Origin of the sequence: Streptomyces sp. NPDC053542, from assembly GCF_044544685.1 — a bacterium.
Lineage (GTDB): Bacteria > Actinomycetota > Actinomycetes > Streptomycetales > Streptomycetaceae > Streptomyces.
On record NZ_JBITXL010000004.1, the window covers coordinates 1 to 21,790 of the forward strand.

Below are 21,790 nucleotides of genomic sequence, written 5' to 3' on the forward strand. Positions count from 1 at the left end.
GCCCCCGGGCCCCCCCCCCCCCCCCGCGGGGGGGGGGGCGCCCCCCCCCCCGCCCCCCCCCCCCCCCCACCCACCCCCCCCCCCCGCCCCCCCCCCCCGGCCCCCCCCCCGCTTCGTGTCGTCTCGTGTCGTCAGACGGACGGCGAAGGCGTCAGCGGCGTCACCGCATCCGACCGCCCTTCGGCATCCGCGCGCCCTTGGGCATCGGCCCCTTCGGCACCGGCATGTTGCTCATCAGGTCGCCGAGCGCCTTCAGCCGGTCGTTGGTGGCCGTCACCTGGGGGCCGGTCAGCGTGCGCGGCAGCTTCAGCAGCGTCGTACGCAGCTTCTTCAGCGGGATCTGGCCCTCGCCGTCACCGACCACGAAGTCGTGGACCGGCGCTTCGGAGGCCGTCCGGGCCATCCGCTTCTTCTCCGCGGCCAGCAGGCCACGGAGCCGGTTCGGGTTGCCCTCGCCGACGAGCACGATGCCGGGCTTGCCGACCGCGCGGTGCACGACGTCCTGGTTGCGGTTCATCGCCACGGCGGGCGTCACCGACCAGCCGCGGCCGATGTTCTCCAGGACGGCGGCCGCCGCACCCGGCTGGCCTTCCATCTGGCCGAAGGCGGCCTTCTCGGCGCGCCGGCCGAAGACGATCGCCATCGCCAGGAACGCCAGCAGGAAGCCCAGGATGCCGGCGTACACGGGGTGGCCGATCAGGAAGCCGATGGCAAGGAGAACGCCGAATACGACGATGCCCACGCCCGCGACGACAAGACCGACCTTGGAGTCGACCCGACGGGTCATCTTGTAGGTCAGGGCGATCTGCTTGAGCCGCCCCTGGTTCGCAGTGTCTGCGTTTTCCTTCCTCGCCATGTACGGAAGTTTACGTGGCCGAGGTGCTCCGGGTCGCCGCGGCCTCCAGTACGTGCTGGGCGGCCCGCCGGTCCTCGGCGCGGCGGCGGTCCTCGAGGACCGCGGTCCAGGCATTCCGGCGGGCGGTGCGCTGACCATTGCGCATCAGCAGCGACTCCACGGCGCGCAGGGCGCCGGAGACGGACGGGATCGGCAGAGCGGTGGCGCGGACGGGCGCGGCCTGCATGGCGTGAGTCCCCTTCAGGGTGGTGGGAACAGCGGGAGTGTGAACGGTGCGTGCATCCATCGTCACTGAAAGCGTCACGGATAGGTGTTACCAACGGATGACCGTACGGTCAAACGCCCATGAAACGTCGGCGCGGCCCGTACCGCTCCCGCCTGGGAGAAGTACGGACCGCGCCGTCCGGCGTGTGCCGGGATTCACATCGTCGGGGCCCGAGAAGACCGCTCGCGAATGCAAAGAACGCGTAGGTGGTCACGCGGACGGGCGGCGCCCGATGGTGATCGACGTGGCGCGATGGCCACGTGCCCACCATGCGGGCGCTTCCCGATGGCGATCACGCCACCTGCCGGCAGGCGATCACACCGCCGGGCGCTCCGCTTCCTCCGCGCGCTTGTCCATCGCCTGCTGGTAGAGCCGGCCGGCCCGGTACGAGGAGCGGACGAGCGGCCCGGACATGACGCCCTTGTAGCCGATCTCCTCCGCCTCCTCCTGCAGCTCGACGAACTCCTGCGGCTTCACCCAGCGGTCCACCGGGTGGTGCCGCACCGTCGGGCGCAGGTACTGCGTGATCGTGATCAGCTCGCAGCCGGCGTCGTACAGGTCCTGCAGCGCCTCGCTGATCTCCTCACGGGTCTCGCCCATGCCCAGGATCAGGTTCGACTTGGTCACCAGGCCGTCGTTGCGGGCCTCCGTGATGACCTTGAGGGAGCGCTCGTAACGGAAGCCGGGGCGGATCCGCTTGAAGATCCGCGGCACCGTCTCCACGTTGTGGGCGAGCACCTCGGGGCGCGAGGAGAAGACCTCGGCCAGCTGGTCGGGCTCGGCGTTGAAGTCCGGGATCAGCAGCTCGACACCCGTGTCGGGCATCAGGCCGTGGATCTGGCGGACGGTCTCGGCGTACAGCCAGGCCCCGCCGTCTTCCAGGTCGTCCCGGGCCACACCGGTGATCGTGGCGTACCGCAGACCCATGGTCTGTACGGATTCGGCCACCCGGCGCGGCTCGTCGCGGTCCAGCTCCTGCGGCTTGCCGGTGTCGATCTGGCAGAAGTCGCAGCGGCGCGTGCACTGGTCACCGCCGATGAGGAAGGTCGCCTCGCGGTCCTCCCAGCATTCGAAGATGTTGGGGCAGCCCGCCTCCTGGCAGACCGTGTGCAGGCCCTCGCTCTTCACCAGGCCCTGCAGGTGGTTGTACTCGGGGCCCATTTTCGCCCGGGTCTTGATCCACTCGGGCTTGCGCTCGATGGGGGTCTGGCTGTTCCGGACCTCCAGGCGCAGCATCTTGCGTCCGTCGGGTGCGACAGCGGACACTCCGGCTCCCTAAGCTTCGTTTCTTCGGCGTACCCAGGGTACGCCCGTTATTCGCACGTCTTTACGTGCTGCGCAACCCACTACTGGCGGGCTGCATTCCGCCGGAGCCCGCTCGTGGCGGCCGCCGGCGGGCCGGATCAGACGGCGCGGGGCAGCAGCTCGGCGTTCTCCAGGACGTCCCGCAGATGCTTCTCGGCGACCGGCAGCACCTCGTCGATGGTGACCTCGCGGCCCAGCTCGTTCGAGAGCGACGTCACGCCCGCGTCGCGAATGCCGCACGGGACGATCTTGTCGAACTCGGTGTTGTCCGGGTTCACGTTCAGCGCGAAGCCGTGCATCGTCACGCCCTTCGCCACCCGGATACCGATCGCGGCCAGCTTGCGGTCCTCGCGGCGCTGCCCGGCGTTGGACGGGGCGTACTCCGGGCCGTTCAGCCGGGGGTCGAACAGCTCGTCGTTGACGCGCGGGTCGAAGTCCAGGTTCAGGCCGCCCAGGGCAGCGCGCTGCTCGATCGGATCGCCCAGCACCCACACACCGCTGCGGCCCTCGACCCGGGAGGTCTCCACGCCGAACTCGGCGGCCACCCCGATCAGGGCCTCCTCGAGGCGGCGCACGTGCGCCACCACGTCGACCGGCCGCGGCAGCTTCTGGATCGGGTAACCGACCAGCTGCCCAGGACCGTGCCAGGTGATCTTCCCGCCGCGGTCCACGTCGATGACGGGGGTGCCGTCCAGGGGGCGCTCGCTGTCCGCCGTACGCCGGCCCGCCGTATACACGGGCAGGTGTTCCAGCAGCAGACAGGTGTCCGGGATCTCGTCGGCGAACCGGGCGGCGTGCACCCGGCGCTGCTCCTGCCACGCCGTCGTGTACTCCACGGCGTCGGCGCCGAAGCCCATCCGGACAAAGCGCAGCTCACTCATGGCGGCTCCTCTTATTGCATCCATCGCGCCCGTCACCACTGTACGGCCGTGCCCGGAAACGCCCGAGGGCGGCCGGTGAGGAGGCGGTACGGGCGGCCGGACGCGGGCGGTGGCGGGACGGTACGGGCGACGGGTGGCGGGCGTCGCGACGTGAGTGATGCAGATGTGACGGACGGTACGGACAGGGCGGGAGAGGCAGGGCTTCCGTCGGGGCTTACTGGGACCGCGTCGGCCCGCGGCGCTGTGCTCACACGATCGGATGAACGCGAAGGGAACCTGGCCGGAACTCCTCTGTGGGCCGCTACATTCACGCCGTTCCAGGAGGGCGAAAGCGCCGGACGGTGTCGACCGGGCCCGGGTGGCGCGGCCCGGAAGGCAGGAGACCGTAAAGCTGATGACGGAACGACCCGACCCAGGCCCACAGCTTGAGGGATCGCCGCAACGCACACCCAATCGCAGACTCGCCTCGCTGATCGCGGAGGCGGGATTCTCCAATGCCGGTCTGGCCCGCCGGGTGGACCAGCTGGGGCTGGAACACGGGCTCGACCTGCGCTACGACAAGACATCGGTGACCAGATGGCTGCGCGGCCAGCAGCCCCGCGGCACCACCCCCGCACTGATCGCCGAGGTCTTCACCCGCCGCCTCGGACGCCGGCTCTCGGCGCAGGACCTGGGTCTGGACGCCTGCGCACCCGTATACGCGGGTCTCGAATTCGCCGCGAGCCCCGCGGAGGCGGTCGACATCGTCAGCGGACTGTGGCGCAAGGACTCCGGCAGCCACGCCGAACTGCGGAAGATCGCGTTCACCCCGGCAGGGCTGGTGGTGCCCAGCCGCGACTGGCTCATCGGACGCGCCGACGAACGGGTCGCACGCGGCGAACCGGGCCCCGAGCCGCCGGGCCCCCGAGTACCGTCACAGCTGCGTACAGGAGTGCCCCGCCAGCGCCGCCCGGAGCGCCCGGACCCCGCGCACGGCTACCGCGTCTCGGCCGGCGACATCGCGGCACTGCGGTCGGTCGGCGAGCTCTTCCGGACGCTGGACCACGCGTACGGCGGCGGGCACGCGCGCCAGGCACTGGTGCGCTACCTGGAACACGAGGCCGAGCCCATGCTGCGCGGCGCGTACAGCGAGGCCATCGGGCGGCGGCTCTTCTCGTCCGTCGCCGACCTGACCCGGCTGGCCGGCTGGACCTCGTACGACATCACCGCGCACGGCCTCGCGCAGCGGTACTTCGTCCAGGCGCTGCGGCTGGCGCAGGCCGCCGGAGACCGCGCGTACGGCAGCTACGTCCTGATCACGATGAGCCGGCAGGCGGTGTACCTCGGGCACGGCCGGGAGGCCGTCCAGCTGGCGCGGGTGGCCCAGCAGGGCATCGGCAGCGGGCCTCCGCCGCTGGTCCAGGCGCTGCTGCACGCGGCCGAGGCACGCGGGCACGCCGTACTGGGCGAGGTACGCGCCTGCACCGCGTCCCTGGCCCGCGCCGAACGGGCACTGGAGGCCGCGCGCCCCGGGGACGAGGTCCCGCACTGGGCGCGCTTCTTCGACGAAGCCCAGCTCGCGGACGAATTCGGGCACTGCCACCGCGATCTCCAGCAGTACCGCGCGGCCGCCCAGCACGCCGAACGCTCGCTGCAGCTGCGCGGTGCCGGCTTCGCCCGCAGCCGGCTGCTCTGCCGCCTGGTGCTGGCGACCGCCCGGCTGGGCCTGGGCGAACTGGAGCAGGCGTGCACGCTGGGCGCCGAGGCGGCGGTACAGGCGGCGGAGATGCGGTCCGTACGCGTGCATGAGTACGTACGGGACTTCGAACGCAGACTGGAGCCGTACCGGGACGCCGCCCCCGTACGCGGGTACCGGGACAAGGTGACCGCGCTGGGGTGAGGCGCGGGCGGTACGGAGCGGGGCGGCGGGGGGGGGGGGGGGGGGGGGGGGCCCCGCCCCCCCGGGGGGGGGGGGGGGGGGGGGTCGGGGGGGGGGGGGGGGGGCGGGGGGGGGGGGGGGGCCCCCCGCCCCCGCGGCGTGGTGCGGTCCGCTGATGTTGGCCGGTGGGGCGGGGGCCTCTTCCGACGGTCGTCGGGCCGGGCCGTCTTCCGGCGGTCTCTCAGGCCGCGTCGGAGAGGGCGCGGCGCGAGTCGTCGGGGACCGGGATGCCGAAGTCGTGCAGCAGGGCGCGTGCGGCCCGGCGGCCCGAGCGCAGCGCGCCCTGGACCGTGCCGGTGTCGCGGTGGTCCCCGCAGACGTACAGCCCGGCCAGCAGGCGTACGGGACGCAGCGGATCGTGCGGCGCGGGCATGGCCGGCACGGCGTACGGATCATGGTGCGCGGCCAGCAGCCGCCAGCCGTCGACGCCGGTCCCGTACAGCCGCTCCAGCTGCGGGCGGACGGTCTTGTCGAGCGCGCCGGCGGGCAGCGTGGCGGCGGAGCCGAGCACCGCGGTGGTGATCAGCGGCCTGCCGGGCGGGGTGCGCGAGGGGTCGACCGCGCTCGCGACGTAGCTGTACGCCACCGGCCCCTCGGTCGGCAGGAACAGCGCCGCGTCCTGCGCCTGTGGATAACTCAGGGCGGTGTCGGCGGTGTGGTGCAACATGGTCACCGGATGGAAGTCGGGGACCCGAAGTCCCGGCAGCAGCTCCGCGGCGTCGCGCGCTCCCGTGGCCACGAGCGCCGCGCGGCACCGCAGTTGACGCTGATCGGAGGTGGTGACGAGCGTGGTGGAGACGGAGACGGCACGGACGGACGTGCGCACGGTGCCCGGCGGCAGCGAGGCGGCGAGCAGCTCGGGGACGCTCGCCGCACCTCCCGCCGGCAGACACAGCCGCCCGGTGGCGAAGGCGCGCAGAGTGAGGGCGGCGCCGAGGCTGGAGCCCTGCAGCGTGGGATCGCCGAGCAGGGCGGTGAGCAACGGACGCAGCGCGGCGGCGCGGGGCGAGAGGACGTCGTGGACCGGCTGGTCGCGTCCCGGGCCCGAGGCGCTGCGGGAAGCCCGTTGCGTGCCCTGGGGGGCGCGCAGCGCGGGGAGTCGGGGGGTGCCGAGACCGGGGAAGCGGGAGGTCGTGAGGCCGGGGAGCCGGGAGGCCGCGAGCGAGGGGAGACGGGGCGAGGGGCCCTGCGGTCCGCCGGGCGATGGCAGGCGGGGGCCGGAGAGCGAGGGGATACGGACGCCGGTGCGCGGTGAGGGGCGTGCAGAGGCGCGCGAAAGGGCGCGCGCTGTGGCCAGTGCGACCCTTGTGCTCCGCACAGCCCCGATGCGCTGCGCGCGGCGCCCATTGTGCAGCCATATACCGGGCGCGAAGGGCCGCAGCGTGAGGTCGCCGAGCGCGGGGGTTCTGCTCAGCTCGGGATAGGAGCTGACCAGGAGCTGACTGCCCCGGTCCAGCCGGAAGCCGTCCAGCTCCTCGGTGACCGCGCGGCCACCGACGCGGTCGGCGGCCTCCAGTACGGCGACGGTGGCGCCGGCGCGGGTGAGGTGGTGCGCGGCGGCCAGGCCGGCCACTCCACCACCGATGATGACGACGTCCACGGTGTCCGCCGGGGACGCCTGCTCGGACGAGGGGGTTCGGGAAGCGGGGGTGCGCGGCACGGGTCCCTCCCTGGGTCGGCCGGGGTTTCGGCCCACGTCTCATGCCCTTCGCACGCACCCCTGATACCCACACATTCGAACGAGAGGTCGCACACGGGCTCACAAGCCGGCCATGCCACCGGCATGCCGTACGGACCGTGCCACCGGCATGCGAGGAGAGGCGCGCCACCGGCACGCGACGCGAGCTGAGCCGCCGACAAGGGGGGTGGGGGTGGGGTGGGGGGGAGGGCCCCCGGAGGCGGGGCTTGGGAGATGGGGCAGGGGACGAGAGCGCCGCCCCCGCCCCGGCCCCGCGCCGCCCGCCCCGGCCCGCGACGCCGCCCCGCCAGGCTTCGCTTGCCCCGTCGCCACCCCCGCCCCGGCCTCGCTCGCCCCGTTAAGCCGTTCCGAGCGCCGAAGCTATCGCCGAAGTGATGGTCGGGTGGGTGAAGGTGAAGTTGGTGGACAAGAGGCGGGTGGGGAGGACTCGTTGGCTTTGGAGGATGTTGGTGGCGAGTTCGCCGAGGGCCAGGCGGAGGGCCGGTGGGGGGACGGTGAGGAGGGTGGGACGGTGCAGGGCCTTGCCCATGGCGGCCGTGGCCGCGCGGTTGGTGACCGGTTCGGGGGCGGTGAGGTTCACCGGGCCCGAGAGGGTCTCGTCGTCGATGAGGTGGCGCAGGGCGCGGATGTGGTCGTGGAGGGAGATGAACGACCAGTACTGGCTGCCGTCGCCCAGGCGGCCGCCGAGCCCGGCCCGGAACAGCGGGAAGAGCCGGCCCCAGGCGCCGCCGGTGCGCGAGACGACCAGGCCCGTGCGCGGGAAGGTGGTACGGATACCGGCTTCGACGGCCGGGTCGGCGGCCGCCTCCCAGTCGACGCAGACCTTGGCGAGGAAGTCGTCGCCGGGCGGCGCGGTTTCGTCCACCCGGCGGTCGCCGGTGTCGCCGTAGTAACCGATCGCGCTGCCGCAGACGAAGGAGCGCGGCGGGGTGTCGAGGGAGGCGAGGGCCTCGGCGAGCGCGGCCGTGCCGAGCACCCGGCTGTCGCGGATGCGCTTCTTGTAGGCGGCCGTCCAGCGGTGGTCGCCGACGCCGGCGCCCGCGAGGTGGACCACGGAGTCGCAGCCCGCGAGCGACGCGGCGTCGACCGTCTGCCGTTCGGGGTCCCAGCCCACTTCGTCGGCGGCGCGTGGCGCGTGCCGGACGAGGCGCAGCACTTCGTGGCCGTCCGCGCGCAGTGACCGCAGGAGCGCCGTGCCGATGAGACCGGTCGAACCGGTGATCGCGATCCGCATGGTCCCCATACTGCCCGTGGCGGCACCCGCGTGGCACAGTGACCGGCATGCCCGAGCCGATCGTACGTACCGCCGTGCCCGCCGACGAGGCGGCGCTGGGGGCGCTGGACAGGCGGACCTGGTCGCCGCTGCACTCCGTCCAGCCGCGTCCGGAGCCGCCGTACGACCCGTTCTTCGACGCCTGGCACGTGCCGGACGACTTCCTGGTGGCGGAGGCGGACGGGCGCACGGCCGGTTACCTGCGCCTGGTACGGCCGATTCCGCTGGCCTCGAACGCGCATGTGCGGCAGATACAGGGCCTGGCCGTGGACGAGTGGGCGCGCGGCCGCGGGGTGGCCCGGGCGCTGCTCGACGCGGCGATCGGCCGGGCGGTGGCGGAGGGCGCGGAGCGGATGACGCTGCGGGTGCTGGGGCACAACACGCCGGCCCGGCGGCTGTACGAGTCGGCGGGGTTCCGGGTGGAGGGCGTACTGCCGGGGGAGTTCCGGCTGGAGGGGCAGTACGTGGACGATGTGCTGATGGGGCGGTGGCTGAAGGGGGCCGGCACGGGCTGAGACGCCCTGCGGGCCCCCGGCCGCCGGACGGACCACGGCCTGGGGGACCCTGTCGCCGGACGGACCGCGGCCTGGGGGACCCTGCCGCCGGCCTCGGCCATGAGACAGGTTCTTGCCTGTACGGCTACCCGCACGACTATCTGTACGACTACCCGTACGACGCCCCCCGGAAGCGTTCCCACAGGGCGGGGAAGCGTTCCTCCAGGGCCGCGTCGTCCTCGAAGTCGATGACGGTGCCGAGGGGTTCGCGGGGCGCCGGCGCGATGCCGAGGTCGGGCATCACGGTGCCGGTGAGGCGTTCGTACGCCTCGTCCGCCGCGTACCCCAGGTCCTCCGCGTCGCCGTCCTCCTCCTCGTCGAAGTCCGGGAGCAGGTCGGCCAGCCGGTCGGGATCGTGCAGCGCGCCCTCGAAGACCTCCCGGCCCTGGCCGATCAGCCAGCAGCGGAAGTAGTCGAAGGCGTCGTCGCTCGCGCCGTCCAGCAGGATCACGGCGGCGGCCCACAGGTCCCAGGTGTACGCGCGGTTGTACCGCGCCTCGAAGTGCCGGGCGAAGTCGATCACGGCGTCGGGATCGAGCCGCATCAGCCTCTCGATCAGCAGATCGGCCTGTTCCTCGGGGTCGTCCTCGGCCGCCTCGCGGGAGTCGTCGATGAGCTCCCAGAACTCCGTCTCGTCCATCACAGGGTCAAGCATCCAGCTTGCCGCCCGGCGGCGCACGCGGAGCGCGGGCATCCGTCCGGGTCGTTACCGACACGGAATTCACCGGAAAAGCGGACAGGAGGTGACGGGTTTGGATGTGAGGCTCGCGGTATGGAGAGCGAAAAGCGGAACGGTACGAACAACCACGGGCAGCACGGACACGGGAAGGAGCGGGCGCTGACGGGGAAGGTCGCGCTGGTCGCCGGGGCCACGCGGGGCGCGGGGCGGGCGATGGCGGTCGAGCTGGGCCGGGCCGGTGCGGTCGTGTACGTCACGGGGCGGACGACGCGGGACCGCGTCAGCGAGGTGGGCCGGGCGACCGAGACGATCGAGGGGACGGCGGAGCGGGTGACCGCCGCGGGAGGCACGGGGATCGCGGTACCGGTCGATCATCTGGAGCCGGACCAGGTGCGCGCGCTGGTGGAGCGGATCGAGCGGGACCACGGGCGGCTGGACGTGCTGGTCAATGACCTCTGGGGCGGTGACCGGCACGTCGAGTGGGACAAGAAGGCGTGGGAGCACGACCTCGACAAGGGGCTGCGGGTGCTGCGGCTGGGCGTCGAGAGCCACCTGATCACCAGCCGGTACGCGCTGCCGCTGCTGATCCGGCGGCGCGGCGGGCTGCTCGTCGAGGTGACGGACGGCACGGCCGAGTCCAACCGCCAGTACCGCAAGCCGCTCTACTACGACCTCGCCAAGAGCGCGCCGATCCGGATCGCGCGGGACCTGGGGGAGGAGCTGGCGGAGTACGGCTGTACGGCGGTCTGCCTCACGCCGGGGTGGCTGCGCTCGGAGGCCATGCTCGACACGTACTTCAAGGTGACGGAGGAGAACTGGCGGGACGGCTGCGCGCAGAACCCGCACTTCGCGATCTCGGAGTCGCCGGTCTTCGTGGGGCGCGCGCTGGCGGCGCTGGCCACCGATCCGGACGTGGCGCGGTGGAACGGACAGTCGCTGTCCAGCGGTGGGCTGGCGAAGGTGTACGGCTTCACGGACGCGGACGGCTCGGCGCCGGACGCCTGGCGGTACATCGAGGAGGTCGAGGGCAAGGGGAAGCCGGCGGATGTGACGGGATACCGGTGACCCGGCCGCGGCGCGGCTACTCGTACAGGCCGGCCATCCGCCGTGCCGCCTCCGCGAACCGTTCGCGCAGCTCCGGCGGCCCGAGCAGCTCCGCCTCCGGGCCGAGTCCGAGCAGCTGGGAGTAGGCGACGTCGAGGGTCTCGACGGCGAGGGTGACGGTGATCCGGTCCTGGTCGTCGGGGGCCCCGGCGGCCGCTATGGCCTCCGCGGCCGCCGTACGGTCCGTCACATGCGGGAGCCACCGCGCGCCCGCGGGCGTGAGCCGTACGGTCACCTCCTCGCGCAGGATCGAGCGGGCGAACTGGGCGGCGCGCTCCTCCCAGAAGGCGGGCAGGTCGAAGTCCGGGTCGCGGACGAAGCGGTCCTCGCCCGCGGCGACGGCGGCGAACCGGTCGACGCGGTAGACGCGGTAGACGGGATGACCGCCTCGGCCGGCATGACCGCCTCGGCCGTCGTGGCCGTCGCGGCTCCCGTCTCCCCTGTCGCCCCCGTCCGTGCGCGCCGCGAGGTACCAGACGCCCGCCTTCAGGACCAGCCCGTACGGCTCCAGGACGCGCTCGACCTCGGTGTCCTTGCGGGCGTAGCGGGCGGTCAGCACGCGGTCGTCCCAGAGGGCCTCGGCGATCGCGGGGAGCAGCGCGGGGGTGCTCGGCGCCTGATACCACCCGGGTGCGTCCAGATGAAAGCGCTGCGCGGCGCCCGTCGCGGCGTCCCGCAGCTCGGGGAGGAGGGCCGCGGAGACCTTCAGACGGGCGGCGGAGGCGGCGTCGGCCAGGCCCAGCTCGCGCAGCGCCGAGGGGACGCCGGAGAGGAAGAGGGCCTCGGCCTCGCTACGGCCGAGGCCGGTGAGGCGGGTGCGGTACCCGCCGATGAGGCGGTAGCCGCCGGTCCGGCCGCGGTCCGCGTAGACGGGGATGCCGGCCTCGGACAGGGAGAGGACGTCCCGGGCGACCGTGCGCTCGGAGACCTCCAGCTCGCGCGCCAGCTCGGCCCCCGTCATCGAGGGCCGGGACTGGAGCAGCAGCACCATCTTGATCAGCCGGGCGGCACGCATGGGTTCATGATGCCGCCCGCCACTGACAACCGGTCGCCGACGGCCGGCCGGAACCGCTGCCGTACACCGGCCGGAATCGCTCACGAAGAGCGGCCGGAACCGCTCACGAAGAGCGGCCGGAACCGCTCACGAAGAGCGGCCGGAACCGCTCACGAAGAGCGGCCGGAACCGCTCACGAAGAGCGAAGAAAGGTTCCCGTGCGGAGGTCCGGGCGCGGGTGGATTGCCTCCGCACGGGAGTGGTGGGGCGTACGGGCGCGCGGCCCGTACGCGGAGGGGTGGCGCCGGGGCTCCCTCACGGCCCCGACGCCGACCGGGACACCAGGCCCCGGCGTTCTTCAGGCACGGCCCGCAAGCCGTACTTCTTCAGGTACGGCTCACAGGCCGTACTTCTCGGCGGCCTCCTTGACCGTCTCCGCCTTGACCTTGCCGCTCCGGGAGAGCGCCGCGAGGACCTGGACGACGACGGACTGCGGGTCGACGCCGAAGTGGCGGCGGGCGGCCTCACGGGTGTCGGAGAGGCCGAAGCCGTCCGTGCCGATGGAGACCCAGTCCTGCTCGACCCAGGGGGCGATCTGGTCGGGCACGGCCCGCATCCAGTCGCTGACCGCGACGACCGGGCCCTCGGCACCGGCCAGCGCACGCGTCACGTACGGCACGCGGTCCTCGCCCTTCAGGCGCGCGGCGTCGCACTCCAGCGCGTCCCGGCGCAGCTCCGTCCAGGACGGCGCGGACCAGACGTCGGCCGCCACGTCCCACTCCTCGGCCAGCATCCGCTGCGCCTCCAGGGCCCAGTGGATCGCCGTACCGGAGGCCAGCAGCTGGGTCTTCGGGGCGTTGCCCGTGGTGCCCTCGGCCTCCTTGTAGCGGTACAGGCCCTTGAGGATGCCCTCCTCCACGCCCTCGGGCATGGCGGGCTGCACCTTGGTCTCGTTGTAGACCGTGAGGTAGTAGAAGACGTCCTCGGCGTCCGGACCGTACATCCGGCGCAGGCCCTCCTTGACGATGACCGACACCTCGTAGGCGAAGGCCGGGTCGTAGGAGATCGCCGCCGGGTTGGTGGAGGCGATGAGGTGGGAGTGGCCGTCGGCGTGCTGCAGGCCCTCACCGGTCATCGTCGTACGGCCGGCGGTCGCGCCGATGACGAAACCGCGCCCGAGCTGGTCGGCGAGCGCCCAGAACTGGTCGGCGGTCCGCTGCCACCCGAACATCGAGTAGAAGATGTAGAACGGGATCATCGGCTCGCCGTGGGTGGCGTACGAGGTCGCCGCGGCGGTGAAGTCGGCCAGCGAACCGGCCTCGGTGATGCCCTCGTTCAGGATCTGACCGTTCTTGGCCTCCTTGTAGTACAGGAGCTGATCACGGTCGACCGGGTCGTAGTTCTGGCCCACGGGGGAGTAGAGGCCGGCGCTCGGGAAGAGCGACTCCATGCCGAAGGTGCGGGCCTCGTCCGGGACGACGGGGACCCAGCGCTTGCCGGTCTCCTTGTCCCGCATCAGGTCCTTGATCAGCCGGACGAACGCCATCGTCGTGGCGATCTCCTGGCTGCCCGAGCCCTTCTTCAGCGCGTCGAACGCCTTGTCGGACGGCATCGGGAGCGGCTTCGGGGTGACCTTGCGGGCCGGGGCCGGGCCGTCCAGGGCCGCGCGGCGCTTGCGGAGGTACTCCATCTCGGGGGAGTCCTCGGCGGGACGCCAGTACGGCACCAGCTTGTCGTCCAGCGCGCTGTCCGGGATGGGCAGCTCCAGGAGGTCGCGCATGGCGCGGAACTCCTCGCCGGTGAGCTTCTTCATCTGGTGGTTGGCGTTGCGGGACTCGAAGCCCGCGCCGAGGGTGTAGCCCTTGACGGTCTGCGCCAGGATGACGGTCGGCGCACCCTTGTGCTCGACGGCGGCCTTGTACGCGGCGTACACCTTGCGCGGCTCGTGGCCCGCGCGGGAGGTCTGGAACAGCTCGATGAGCTTGGCGTCGGACAGGCTCTGGCCGATGGCCTTCAGGGAGTCGTTCGCGCCGAAGAAGTGGTCGCGGATGTAGGCCGCGTCGCGGGTGGCGTACGTCTGGAACTGCGCGTCCGGGGTCTCGCGGAGGCGGCGGACGAGCGCGCCGTCGGTGTCCAGCGCGAAGACCGGGTCCCACGCCTGGCCCCAGAGGGACTTGATGACGTTCCAGCCGGCGGCGCGGAACTGCGCCTCCAGCTCCTGCACGATCTTGAAGTTCGGGCGGACCGGGCCGTCCAGGCGCTGCAGGTTGCAGTTGATGACGAAGGTGAGGTTGTCCAGGCCCTCGCGGCCCGCGAGCGCCAGTGCGGCGGTCGACTCGGGCTCGTCCATCTCGCCGTCACCGAGGAACGCCCAGACGTGGGAGTTCGAGGTGTCCTTGATGCCGCGGTGCTCCAGGTAGCGGTTGAAGCGCGCCTGGTAGATCGCGGACAGCGGGCCGAGACCCATGGAGACGGTGGGGAACTCCCACAGCCAGGGGAGGCGGCGGGGGTGCGGGTAGGACGGCAGGCCGTCGCCGCCGGCCTCCTGGCGGAAGCGGTCGAGCTGGTCCTCGGAGAGCCGGCCTTCGAGGAAGGCGCGGGCGTAGATCCCGGGGGAGGCGTGGCCCTGGATGTACAGCTGGTCGCCGGAGCCGTCGCCCTCCTTCCCGCGGAAGAAGTGCTGGAAGCCCGTCTCGTAGAGCCAGGCGGCCGAGGCGAAGGTGGCGATGTGGCCACCGAGGCCCTGGCGGGAGCCGCGGGTCACCATGGCCGCCGCGTTCCAGCGGTTCCAGGCGGTGATCCGGGCTTCCATCGCCTCGTCACCGGGGAACTCCGGCTCGTCGGCGGTGGGGATGGTGTTGACGTAGTCGCTCTCCAGGAGCTGGGGGAGCGCGCTGCCTTCGTTGCGCGCGGTGTGCTCCAGGGCGCGGCGCATCAGGTAGTCCGCGCGCTGCGGGCCCGCTGCCTTGGTGACGGCGTCGACGGACTCGCGCCACTCAGCCGTCTCCTGCGGATCCCTGTCCGGGAGCTGGTCGAGCTGGCTGTACGGCGAACGTACGGGATCGGGCATGGGTGGCCCCTTTCCGGACGGAGGGAGGGAGGTGCGAGGTTGTGCTGGCAGGCAGGGTGTCGCGCCCCGAGGCATGACGATACGCCCCTGATCGATGATCGATCAACGCTTCCGGGCGGAATAACCGCAGGTCGGCACGGGGTGCCGCGCGTTTGGGCACCGCGTGCCAGCCTCAGATGAGCCCGCGGAGGCTCACTCCGCTAAGGCCCGCCGACCTCCGTCACGATCCTCCCAGCCCCTCCGTGCGAATCCTTCCGGACCCTCCCGCAAGGTCCTCCGGGACCCTCAGACGCGAGGCGCGCAGCTCAGGACGTGCGCCTTGAGGATTTCGCCGATCTTCGGGTCGCGCCGCCGGAACGCGTCGACCAGATCCTGGTGGTCCTGGGCGTGCGAACGCGGGTCGGGCGAGAACCAGCGGATCGACAGCGTCGTCCACACCTCCACGCCCAGCGACTCCCAGGTGTGCAGCAGGACGTCGTTCCGCGCGGCCCGGACGATCTCGCGGTGGAAGGCGACGGTGTGCCGTACCTGCGCCTCGCCGTCCCCCGCGGCGTCGGCCGTGGTGAGCGCCGCGACCTCGCGCTCCAGGGCCGTGGTGTCGTCCGCCAGTCGCTCCGCCGCCAGCTCCCCCGCGACCTGCTCCAGCCCCGCCCGGACCGGGTAGCTCTCCTTCAGGTCGGCCGCGGTCAGGTTCCGTACACGCACGCCCTTGTTCGGTGCCGACTCGATCAGCCGCAGGCTCTCCAGCTCGCGCAGGGCCTCGCGCACGGGCGTCTGGCTGACCTCCAGCTCCACCGCGATGCGCCGCTCGACGATCCGTTCGCCCGGCTGCCAGCGGCCGCTGACGATCCCCTCGAGGATGTGCTCGCGGATCTGCTCGCGCAGCGAATGGACGACGGGTGGGGTCATGCGGGTGCTCCTTAGCGGCGGACGGGCCGGCGCACGGGACGGGCAGGCCAACGGTTCATTATCTGCGGGGACGCAACGGGGGACGGCCCCGGTTCGTACGAACCGGGGCCGTCCCCTTCGTCACACCTGCTGAGGGCCGGTCGGGATCAGAGACCGATCTCGGTCTCGAACTCGGCGGCCTCCAGGATCTGCTTGACCGTGGTCAGGTAGCGGGCGGCGTCCGCGCCGTCCACCAGACGGTGGTCGTAGGAGAGCGACAGGTACGTCATGTGGCGCACCGCGATGGTCTCGCCCAGCTCCGGGTGGTCCACGACCACCGGACGCTTGACGGTGGCGCCGATGCCCAGGATGGCGACCTGGTTCGGCGGCACGATGACCGTGTCGAACAGCGCACCGCGCGAGCCGGTGTTGCTGATCGTGAAGGACGCGCCGGACAGGTCGTCCGGGCTGATCTTGCTCTCGCGGACCTTGCCGGCCAGCTCGGCGGTCTTCTTGGCGATGCCCGCGATGTTCAGGTCGCCGGCGCCCTTGATGACCGGGGTCATCAGGCCCTTCTCGTTGTCCACCGCGATTCCGACGTTCTCGGAGTCGAAGTACGAGATGGTGCCCTCGTCCTCGTTGATCCGGGCGTTGATGACCGGGTGGGCCTTCAGCGCCTGGACGGCGGCCTTGACGAAGAACGGCATCGGGGACAGCTTGACGCCCTCGCGGGCGGCGAAGCCGGCCTTGGCCTTCTCGCGCATCCGCATGATCTTGGTGACGTCCACCTCGACCACGGAGGTCAGCTGCGCCTGGCCGTGCAGGGCCTTCATCATGTTGTCGCCGATGACCTTGCGCATCCGCGGCATCTTGACGGTCTGGCCACGCAGCGGCGAGACCTCCAGCGCCGGCGCCTTCGGCGCGGCGGAGGCGGCCGGAGCGGCGGCAGCCGGAGCAGCGGTCTTCGCGGCCTCGGCGGCGGCGATGACGTCCTGCTTGCGGATGCGGCCACCGACGCCGGTGCCCTTGACCGAGCCGAGGTCCACGCCGTTCTCCTGGGCCAGCTTGCGGACCAGGGGGGTGACGTAGGCGCCGTCGGGCTCACCGGCGGGGGCGGCCGGGGTGACCGGGGCGGGCTGCGCGGCGGGGGCCGGGGCCGGAGCCGGGGCGGCCGGAGCCGCGGGGGCGGCCGGGGCCGGGGCGGGCTTCTCGGCAGCCGGAGCGGCAGGCGCCGGAGCCGGGGTGGGCTCGGCAGCCGGAGCCGCCGGGGCGGGGGCCGGGGCGGCCGCGGGGGCGGCACCGGCAGCACCGATGACGGCGAGCTTAGCGCCGACCTCGGCGGTCTCGTCCTCGCCCACCACGATCTCCAGCAGGGTGCCGGAGGCCGGGGCCGGGATCTCGGTGTCGACCTTGTCGGTGGAGACCTCGAGCAGCGGCTCGTCGGCCTCGACGGACTCGCCGACCTCCTTCAGCCACCGGGTGACGGTGCCCTCGGTGACCGACTCGCCCAGCGCGGGCAGGACGACGTCGGTGCCCTCGGCGGAGCCGGCGGCGGGAGCCGCGGGGGCCTCGGCGGCCGGGGCCGGAGCCTCGGCAGCGGGGGCGGCGGCGGGCTCGGGCTGAGCCGGGGCCTCGGCGGCCGGAGCGGCAGCCTCGGCCGGGGCGCCGGAGCCGTCGTCGATGATGGCCAGCTCGGCGCCGACCTCGACGGTCTCGTCCTCGGCGACCTTGATGGACGCCAGAACGCCGGCGGCGGGGGCGGGGATCTCGGTGTCGACCTTGTCGGTCGACACCTCGAGCAGGGGCTCGTCGGCCTCGACGCGCTCACCCTCGGCCTTGAGCCAGCGGGTGACGGTGCCCTCGGTGACGCTCTCGCCGAGCGCCGGAAGGGTTACGGAAACCGCCATGGTTTCAGTTGCTCCTAACGAATTGCGGGATGTGGTCGCGCCCGGACTGGGGGTCAGTCGTGGGAGTGGAGGGGCTTGCCGGCCAGGGCCAGGTGGGCCTCGCCGAGCGCCTCGTTCTGCGTGGGGTGCGCGTGGATGAGCTGCGCAACCTCGGCCGGCAGAGCCTCCCAGTTGTAGACCAGCTGGGCCTCGCCGACCTGCTCGCCCATACGGTCACCGACCATGTGGACGCCGACCACGGCACCGTCCTTGACCTGGACGAGCTTGATCTCGCCCGCGGTCTTCAGGATCTTGCTCTTGCCGTTGCCCGCGAGGTTGTACTTCAGAGCGACGACCTTGTCGGCGCCGTACAGCTCCTTGGCCTTCGCCTCGGTGATACCGACCGAGGCGACCTCCGGGTGGCAGTACGTCACGCGCGGCACGCCGTCGTAGTCGATCGGCACGGTCTTCAGACCGGCCAGTCGCTCCGCAACCAGGATGCCCTCGGCGAAGCCGACGTGCGCGAGCTGGAGCGTGGGGACGAGGTCACCGACGGCGGAGATCGTCTCCACGTTCGTCCGCATGTACTCGTCGACGAGGACGTAGCCGCGGTCCATGGCGACCCCGGCCTCCTCGTAACCGAGACCCTGGGAGACGGGGCCGCGGCCGATCGCGACCAGCAGCACCTCCGCCTCGAAGGTCTTGCCGTCGGCAAGGGTGACCTTGACGCCGTTCTCGGTGTACTCGGCCTTCTCGAAGAAGGTGCCGAGGTTGAACTTGATGCCCCGCTTGCGGAAGGCGCGCTCCAGCAGCTTGGAGCTGTTCTCGTCCTCGACCGGGACGAGGTGCTTGAGGCCCTCGATCACGGTGACGTCGGTGCCGAAGGACTTCCACGCCGAGGCGAACTCGACGCCGATGACGCCGCCGCCCAGGATGATCGCGGACTCCGGCACGCGGTCCAGCGTCAGCGCGTGGTCCGAGGAGATGATGCGGTTGCCGTCGATCTCCAGACCCGGCAGCGACTTCGGCACGGAGCCGGTCGCCAGCAGGATGTGGCGGCCCTGGACGGTCTGGCCGTTCACGTCGACGGAGGTGGGGGAGGACAGCCGGCCCTCACCCTCGATGTAGGTCACCTTGCGGGAGGCGACCAGCCCCTGCAGACCCTTGTACAGGCCCGAGATGACCTCGTCCTTGTACTTGTGGACCCCGGCGATGTCGATGCCCTCGAACGAGGTCTTGACACCGAACTGGGCGGCCTCACGGGCCTGGTCCGCGATCTCACCGGCGTGCAGCAGCGCCTTGGTGGGGATGCAGCCGTTGTGCAGGCAGGTGCCGCCGAGCTTGTTCTTCTCGATCAGGGCGACGTCCAGGCCCAGCTGCGCCCCGCGCAGGGCAGCCGCGTAGCCGCCGCTACCGCCTCCGAGGATCACTAGGTCGAAAACGGTGCTGGCGTCGTTCGCCACGTCACGTCCTCCATGCATGGGTACGCCGGAGCCGGTCTCCGATGACCGGACGGCGGCTGTTGTTCGGCCGCTAGTTCTTCGGCCCTGGGTAAGGGGGGCCCTGTCCTGCCGAGCCCCATCTTCGCACTTGTTGAACACGGGCGGGACGGCGGGCCGGGCCCGGAGCCCGCCGATCGGCTGCCCGGACGGCGTACGCAGCCGTACGGACCTACGGATTTCGTCGAGAGCGAACACCTGTCCGCGCCCGCACGAACGGCCCCGCGCGCGAGCCCGGGGCCGTGTCGGTGCGCTGCGTCCGCAGCAGGTCAGAGCGGGGAACGGGCTCTCAGAGCAGGTCGCCGGCGGCGGTGCGCTCGGCCAGCCGGACCAGGGTGCGGACCGCGGAGCCGGTGCCGCCCTTGGGGGTGTAGCCGTAGGGCGCGCCCTCGTGGAAGGCCGGGCCCGCGATGTCCAGGTGTGCCCAGGTGATGCCCTCGCCGACGAACTCCTGGAGGAAGAGACCGGCGACCAGGCCGCCGCCCATCCGCTCGCCCATGTTCGCGATGTCGGCGACCGGGGAGTCCATGCCCTTGCGCAGCTCGGCGGGCATCGGCATGGGCCAGGACTGCTCGCCGACCTCGGTCGCGATCTCGTGGACCGAGGTGCGGAAGGCGTCGTCGTTGGCCATGATGCCGAAGGTGCGGTTGCCCAGCGCCAGCACCATCGCGCCGGTCAGCGTCGCGACGTCGACGATCGCGTCCGGGGTCTCCTCGGAGGCGCGGGTGATCGCGTCGGCGAGGACGAGGCGGCCCTCGGCGTCGGTGTTCAGCACCTCGACGGTCTTGCCGCTGTACATGGTCAGCACGTCGCCGGGGCGGGTGGCCGAGCCCGAGGGCATGTTCTCGGCGAGCGCGAGCCAGCCGGTGACGTTGACCGGGAGGTCCAGGCGGGCGGCCGTGACGACGGCGGCGAAGACGGCGGCGGCGCCGCTCATGTCGCACTTCATCGTCTCGTTGTGGCCGGCCGGCTTCAGGGAGATGCCGCCCGAGTCGTAGGTGATGCCCTTGCCGACCAGCGCCAGGTGCTTCTTGGCCTTGGCGTGGGTGTGGCTGATCTTCACCAGCCGGGGCGGGTTCTCCGAGCCCTGGCCGACGCCCATGAGGCCGCCGTAGCCGCCCTTCTTGAGCGCCTTCTCGTCCAGCACCTCGACCTTGAGGCCGTACTCCTTGCCCGCGGCCTGCGCCTCGGCGGCGAAGGTCTTGGGGGTGAGGCCGTTGGAGGGGGTGTTGATCAGGTCACGGGCGCGGTTGATCTCCGCGGCCAGCGCCTGCGCACGCTCGGCGGCGGCCTTGTGGGCCTTGTCGCGCGGCTTGGCACCCAGGACGGCGACGTCGGCCAGCGGCGCGGACTTGTCCGCGCCCTTCTTGTCGCCGTTGTTGCTGCGGTAGGCGGTGAAGCTGTACGCGCCGAGCAGCGCGCCCTCGGAGACCGCGGCGACCGCGTCGGCGTCCGCGACGGGCAGCGCGAAGGCGGCCTTCTTCGTGCCGGTCAGCGCACGCGCGGCGGCACCGGCGGCGCGGCGCAGCGCCTCGTTGTCGTAACCCTCGCCCTCGGCCGGGGCCTCGCCCAGGCCGACCGCCAGCACGACCGGCGCCTTGAGCCCGGAACCGCCCGGGACCTTGGTCACCTCGCCCTCGGCCCCGCTCGCGCCCAGGGTCTCCAGGACGTCGGCCAGCTTGCCGTCGAAGGCCGTCTCCACGGCCTCGGCACCGGGCGCCACGACGGGGCCCTTGGCGCCCTTGGCGAGGCCGACGACAACGGCGTCCGCGCGCAGCGTGGCGGCGGATGAAGTACTGAGGGTCAGTGCAGTCACGGTATTGAAGGTCCTGTTCCGTCCGGGGATCCATGAGCGCTCGTGGCGCTGCTGGCGCCGAGCCTACGCTCGGGTGCCCTGCCCGGTCCTGCCCGATGCCATACCGGTTCCCCGGGCTGACCGGTCGAATTGCCGCCGTATGAGGCGAACCCCCTTGGTTTTCCCGGCACTTGGCCGAGTAAGGGATGCTATGGCGGTCTTCTCCGGCTTGCGCGGATGGCGCTGACGGTGCGCGTCGCTGGGGCCCGTACGCTACGCGGAGTGAAACAACCCCCCGTGGACAGACCGACGCTGCTGCTGCCCGCCCTGCTGGCGGTACTGCTGGCCCTCATCACCGCCTGCTCGCCGCCGCTCCTCGACCGCCGCGCGGGCGGGCGGCCGACGGCGGAGCGCTGGCAGCCGGAGCCCGGTACGGACTGGCAGTGGCAGCTGAGCGGCCGCCTCGACCGGAGCGTCGACGCGCCGGTCTACGACATCGAGGGCTTCGACCACGGCGCGGCCACCGTCGCCGACCTGCACCGCCGCGGCCGCAAGGTGATCTGTTACCTCAGCGTCGGCGCCTGGGAGGACTGGCGCCCGGACGCCGGTGACTTCCCGCGCTCCGTCATCGGCCGGTCCAACGGCTGGGAGGGCGAGCGGTGGCTGGACATCCGGCGGCTGGACGTGCTGGAGCCGCTGCTGGCGAAGCGGTTCGACATGTGCCGCGACAAGGGGTTCGACGCCATCGAGCCGGACAACGTCGACGGCTACGCGAACCGCTCCGGCTTCCCGCTGACCGCCGCCCACCAGCTGAGGTTCAACCGCATGGTGGCCCGCCTCGCGCACGAGCGCGGCATGGCGGTCGGCCTGAAGAACGACCTCGGCCAGATCCCGCGGCTGGTGGACGACTTCGACTTCGCGGTGAACGAGCAGTGCGCGCAGTACGACGAGTGCGAGCGGCTCACGCCGTTCGTCCGCGCGGGCAAGGCCGTCTTCCACGTGGAGTACGAGCTGCCGCCGGAGCGTTTCTGCGCGACGTCCCGGAAGCTGAAGCTCAGTTCGCTGCGCAAGGACATGGACCTGACGGCCTGGCGGCAGACCTGCTGAGCCGGTGAGCCGCTGAG

General features: G+C 72.3%; 17 protein-coding genes. 4 read left to right on the plus strand and 13 right to left on the minus strand.

Annotation, left to right across the window (positions count from 1 at the left end):
* Window positions 1–160 precede the first annotated feature (160 nt).
* The 4 genes from ACIGXO_RS11695 to lipB form a co-directional block, all read right to left on the minus strand.
* The gene (locus tag ACIGXO_RS11695) at window positions 161–856 is read right to left on the minus strand and encodes a DUF4191 domain-containing protein (protein WP_399783931.1); all 696 of its coding nucleotides are present in this window, start codon (window positions 854–856) and stop codon (window positions 161–163) included.
* Between the two features lie 10 nt (window positions 857–866).
* Window positions 867–1,082: a hypothetical protein gene (locus ACIGXO_RS11700; RefSeq protein WP_399783934.1), complete on the minus strand. Its 216-nt coding sequence runs from the start codon at window positions 1,080–1,082 to the stop codon at window positions 867–869.
* Window positions 1,083–1,436: 354 nt separating this feature from the next.
* Complete coding sequence (lipA, locus tag ACIGXO_RS11705) at window positions 1,437–2,387, minus strand: lipoyl synthase (RefSeq protein ID WP_399783937.1); 951 nt, start codon at window positions 2,385–2,387, stop codon at window positions 1,437–1,439.
* Between the two features lie 137 nt (window positions 2,388–2,524).
* The gene (lipB, locus tag ACIGXO_RS11710; protein WP_399783940.1) at window positions 2,525–3,307 is read right to left on the minus strand and encodes a lipoyl(octanoyl) transferase LipB; all 783 of its coding nucleotides are present in this window, start codon (window positions 3,305–3,307) and stop codon (window positions 2,525–2,527) included.
* Between the two features lie 394 nt (window positions 3,308–3,701).
* Here lipB and ACIGXO_RS11715 point away from each other — a divergent pair, with 394 nt between their 5' ends.
* Entirely contained in the window at window positions 3,702–5,186 is a 1,485-nt protein-coding gene (locus ACIGXO_RS11715; RefSeq protein WP_399783942.1) for a regulator, read from the plus strand.
* A 220-nt stretch (window positions 5,187–5,406) separates the two neighbouring features.
* Here the strand turns inward: ACIGXO_RS11715 and ACIGXO_RS11720 are convergent, their stop codons facing one another.
* Window positions 5,407–6,885: an NAD(P)/FAD-dependent oxidoreductase gene (locus ACIGXO_RS11720; protein WP_399783944.1), complete on the minus strand. Its 1,479-nt coding sequence runs from the start codon at window positions 6,883–6,885 to the stop codon at window positions 5,407–5,409.
* Between the two features lie 376 nt (window positions 6,886–7,261).
* Complete coding sequence (locus tag ACIGXO_RS11725; RefSeq protein WP_399783947.1) at window positions 7,262–8,158, minus strand: TIGR01777 family oxidoreductase; 897 nt, start codon at window positions 8,156–8,158, stop codon at window positions 7,262–7,264.
* A gap of 47 nt (window positions 8,159–8,205) precedes the next feature.
* Here ACIGXO_RS11725 and ACIGXO_RS11730 point away from each other — a divergent pair, with 47 nt between their 5' ends.
* Window positions 8,206–8,712: a GNAT family N-acetyltransferase gene (locus tag ACIGXO_RS11730; RefSeq protein WP_399783950.1), complete on the plus strand. Its 507-nt coding sequence runs from the start codon at window positions 8,206–8,208 to the stop codon at window positions 8,710–8,712.
* 148 nt (window positions 8,713–8,860) lie between these two features.
* On the opposite strand, the gene ACIGXO_RS11735 is transcribed toward ACIGXO_RS11730, so the two are convergent.
* Window positions 8,861–9,391 carry a DUF4240 domain-containing protein gene (locus ACIGXO_RS11735; RefSeq protein WP_399785599.1) on the minus strand — a complete coding sequence of 177 codons (531 nt, stop codon included), beginning with the start codon at window positions 9,389–9,391 and terminating at the stop codon, window positions 8,861–8,863.
* Window positions 9,392–9,523: 132 nt separating this feature from the next.
* Between ACIGXO_RS11735 and ACIGXO_RS11740 the strand changes: the two genes are divergently transcribed.
* Window positions 9,524–10,495 carry an SDR family oxidoreductase gene (locus ACIGXO_RS11740; protein WP_399783953.1) on the plus strand — a complete coding sequence of 324 codons (972 nt, stop codon included), beginning with the start codon at window positions 9,524–9,526 and terminating at the stop codon, window positions 10,493–10,495.
* Between the two features lie 16 nt (window positions 10,496–10,511).
* Here ACIGXO_RS11740 and ACIGXO_RS11745 read toward each other — a convergent pair whose 3' ends face one another.
* The 6 genes from ACIGXO_RS11745 to ACIGXO_RS11770 form a co-directional block, all read right to left on the minus strand.
* Window positions 10,512–11,549 (minus strand): helix-turn-helix transcriptional regulator, encoded by a 1,038-nt coding sequence (locus ACIGXO_RS11745; RefSeq protein WP_399783956.1) that lies wholly within the window; start codon window positions 11,547–11,549, stop codon window positions 10,512–10,514.
* 376 nt (window positions 11,550–11,925) lie between these two features.
* A complete protein-coding gene (gene aceE / locus ACIGXO_RS11750) occupies window positions 11,926–14,598 on the minus strand; it encodes a pyruvate dehydrogenase (acetyl-transferring), homodimeric type (RefSeq protein ID WP_399783959.1) in 2,673 nt (890 codons plus the stop codon).
* Between the two features lie 285 nt (window positions 14,599–14,883).
* Window positions 14,884–15,507 (minus strand): GntR family transcriptional regulator, encoded by a 624-nt coding sequence (locus tag ACIGXO_RS11755; protein ID WP_399783961.1) that lies wholly within the window; start codon window positions 15,505–15,507, stop codon window positions 14,884–14,886.
* Between the two features lie 146 nt (window positions 15,508–15,653).
* The gene (sucB, locus tag ACIGXO_RS11760; RefSeq protein WP_399783963.1) at window positions 15,654–17,393 is read right to left on the minus strand and encodes a 2-oxoglutarate dehydrogenase, E2 component, dihydrolipoamide succinyltransferase; all 1,740 of its coding nucleotides are present in this window, start codon (window positions 17,391–17,393) and stop codon (window positions 15,654–15,656) included.
* 53 nt (window positions 17,394–17,446) lie between these two features.
* Entirely contained in the window at window positions 17,447–18,835 is a 1,389-nt protein-coding gene (lpdA, locus tag ACIGXO_RS11765; RefSeq protein WP_030256793.1) for a dihydrolipoyl dehydrogenase, read from the minus strand.
* A 325-nt stretch (window positions 18,836–19,160) separates the two neighbouring features.
* A complete protein-coding gene (locus ACIGXO_RS11770; protein ID WP_399783967.1) occupies window positions 19,161–20,687 on the minus strand; it encodes a leucyl aminopeptidase in 1,527 nt (508 codons plus the stop codon).
* A 276-nt stretch (window positions 20,688–20,963) separates the two neighbouring features.
* Here ACIGXO_RS11770 and ACIGXO_RS11775 point away from each other — a divergent pair, with 276 nt between their 5' ends.
* Window positions 20,964–21,773 carry an endo alpha-1,4 polygalactosaminidase gene (locus tag ACIGXO_RS11775; RefSeq protein ID WP_399783969.1) on the plus strand — a complete coding sequence of 270 codons (810 nt, stop codon included), beginning with the start codon at window positions 20,964–20,966 and terminating at the stop codon, window positions 21,771–21,773.
* The last annotated feature ends 17 nt before the right edge of the window (window positions 21,774–21,790 follow it).

Coding starts and splice junctions, on each gene's coding strand:
- ACIGXO_RS11695 (WP_399783931.1), bottom strand. CDS start 856: ATGGCGAGGAAGGAAAACGCAGACACTGCGAACCAGGGGCGGCTCAAG.
- ACIGXO_RS11700 (WP_399783934.1), bottom strand. CDS start 1,082: ATGCAGGCCGCGCCCGTCCGCGCCACCGCTCTGCCGATCCCGTCCGTC.
- lipB (WP_399783940.1), bottom strand. CDS start 3,307: ATGAGTGAGCTGCGCTTTGTCCGGATGGGCTTCGGCGCCGACGCCGTG.
- ACIGXO_RS11715 (WP_399783942.1), top strand. CDS start 3,702: ATGACGGAACGACCCGACCCAGGCCCACAGCTTGAGGGATCGCCGCAA.
- ACIGXO_RS11725 (WP_399783947.1), bottom strand. CDS start 8,158: ATGCGGATCGCGATCACCGGTTCGACCGGTCTCATCGGCACGGCGCTC.
- ACIGXO_RS11730 (WP_399783950.1), top strand. CDS start 8,206: ATGCCCGAGCCGATCGTACGTACCGCCGTGCCCGCCGACGAGGCGGCG.
- ACIGXO_RS11735 (WP_399785599.1), bottom strand. CDS start 9,391: ATGGACGAGACGGAGTTCTGGGAGCTCATCGACGACTCCCGCGAGGCG.
- ACIGXO_RS11740 (WP_399783953.1), top strand. CDS start 9,524: ATGGAGAGCGAAAAGCGGAACGGTACGAACAACCACGGGCAGCACGGA.
- ACIGXO_RS11745 (WP_399783956.1), bottom strand. CDS start 11,549: ATGCGTGCCGCCCGGCTGATCAAGATGGTGCTGCTGCTCCAGTCCCGG.
- aceE (WP_399783959.1), bottom strand. CDS start 14,598: ATGCCCGATCCCGTACGTTCGCCGTACAGCCAGCTCGACCAGCTCCCG.
- ACIGXO_RS11755 (WP_399783961.1), bottom strand. CDS start 15,507: ATGACCCCACCCGTCGTCCATTCGCTGCGCGAGCAGATCCGCGAGCAC.
- sucB (WP_399783963.1), bottom strand. CDS start 17,393: ATGGCGGTTTCCGTAACCCTTCCGGCGCTCGGCGAGAGCGTCACCGAG.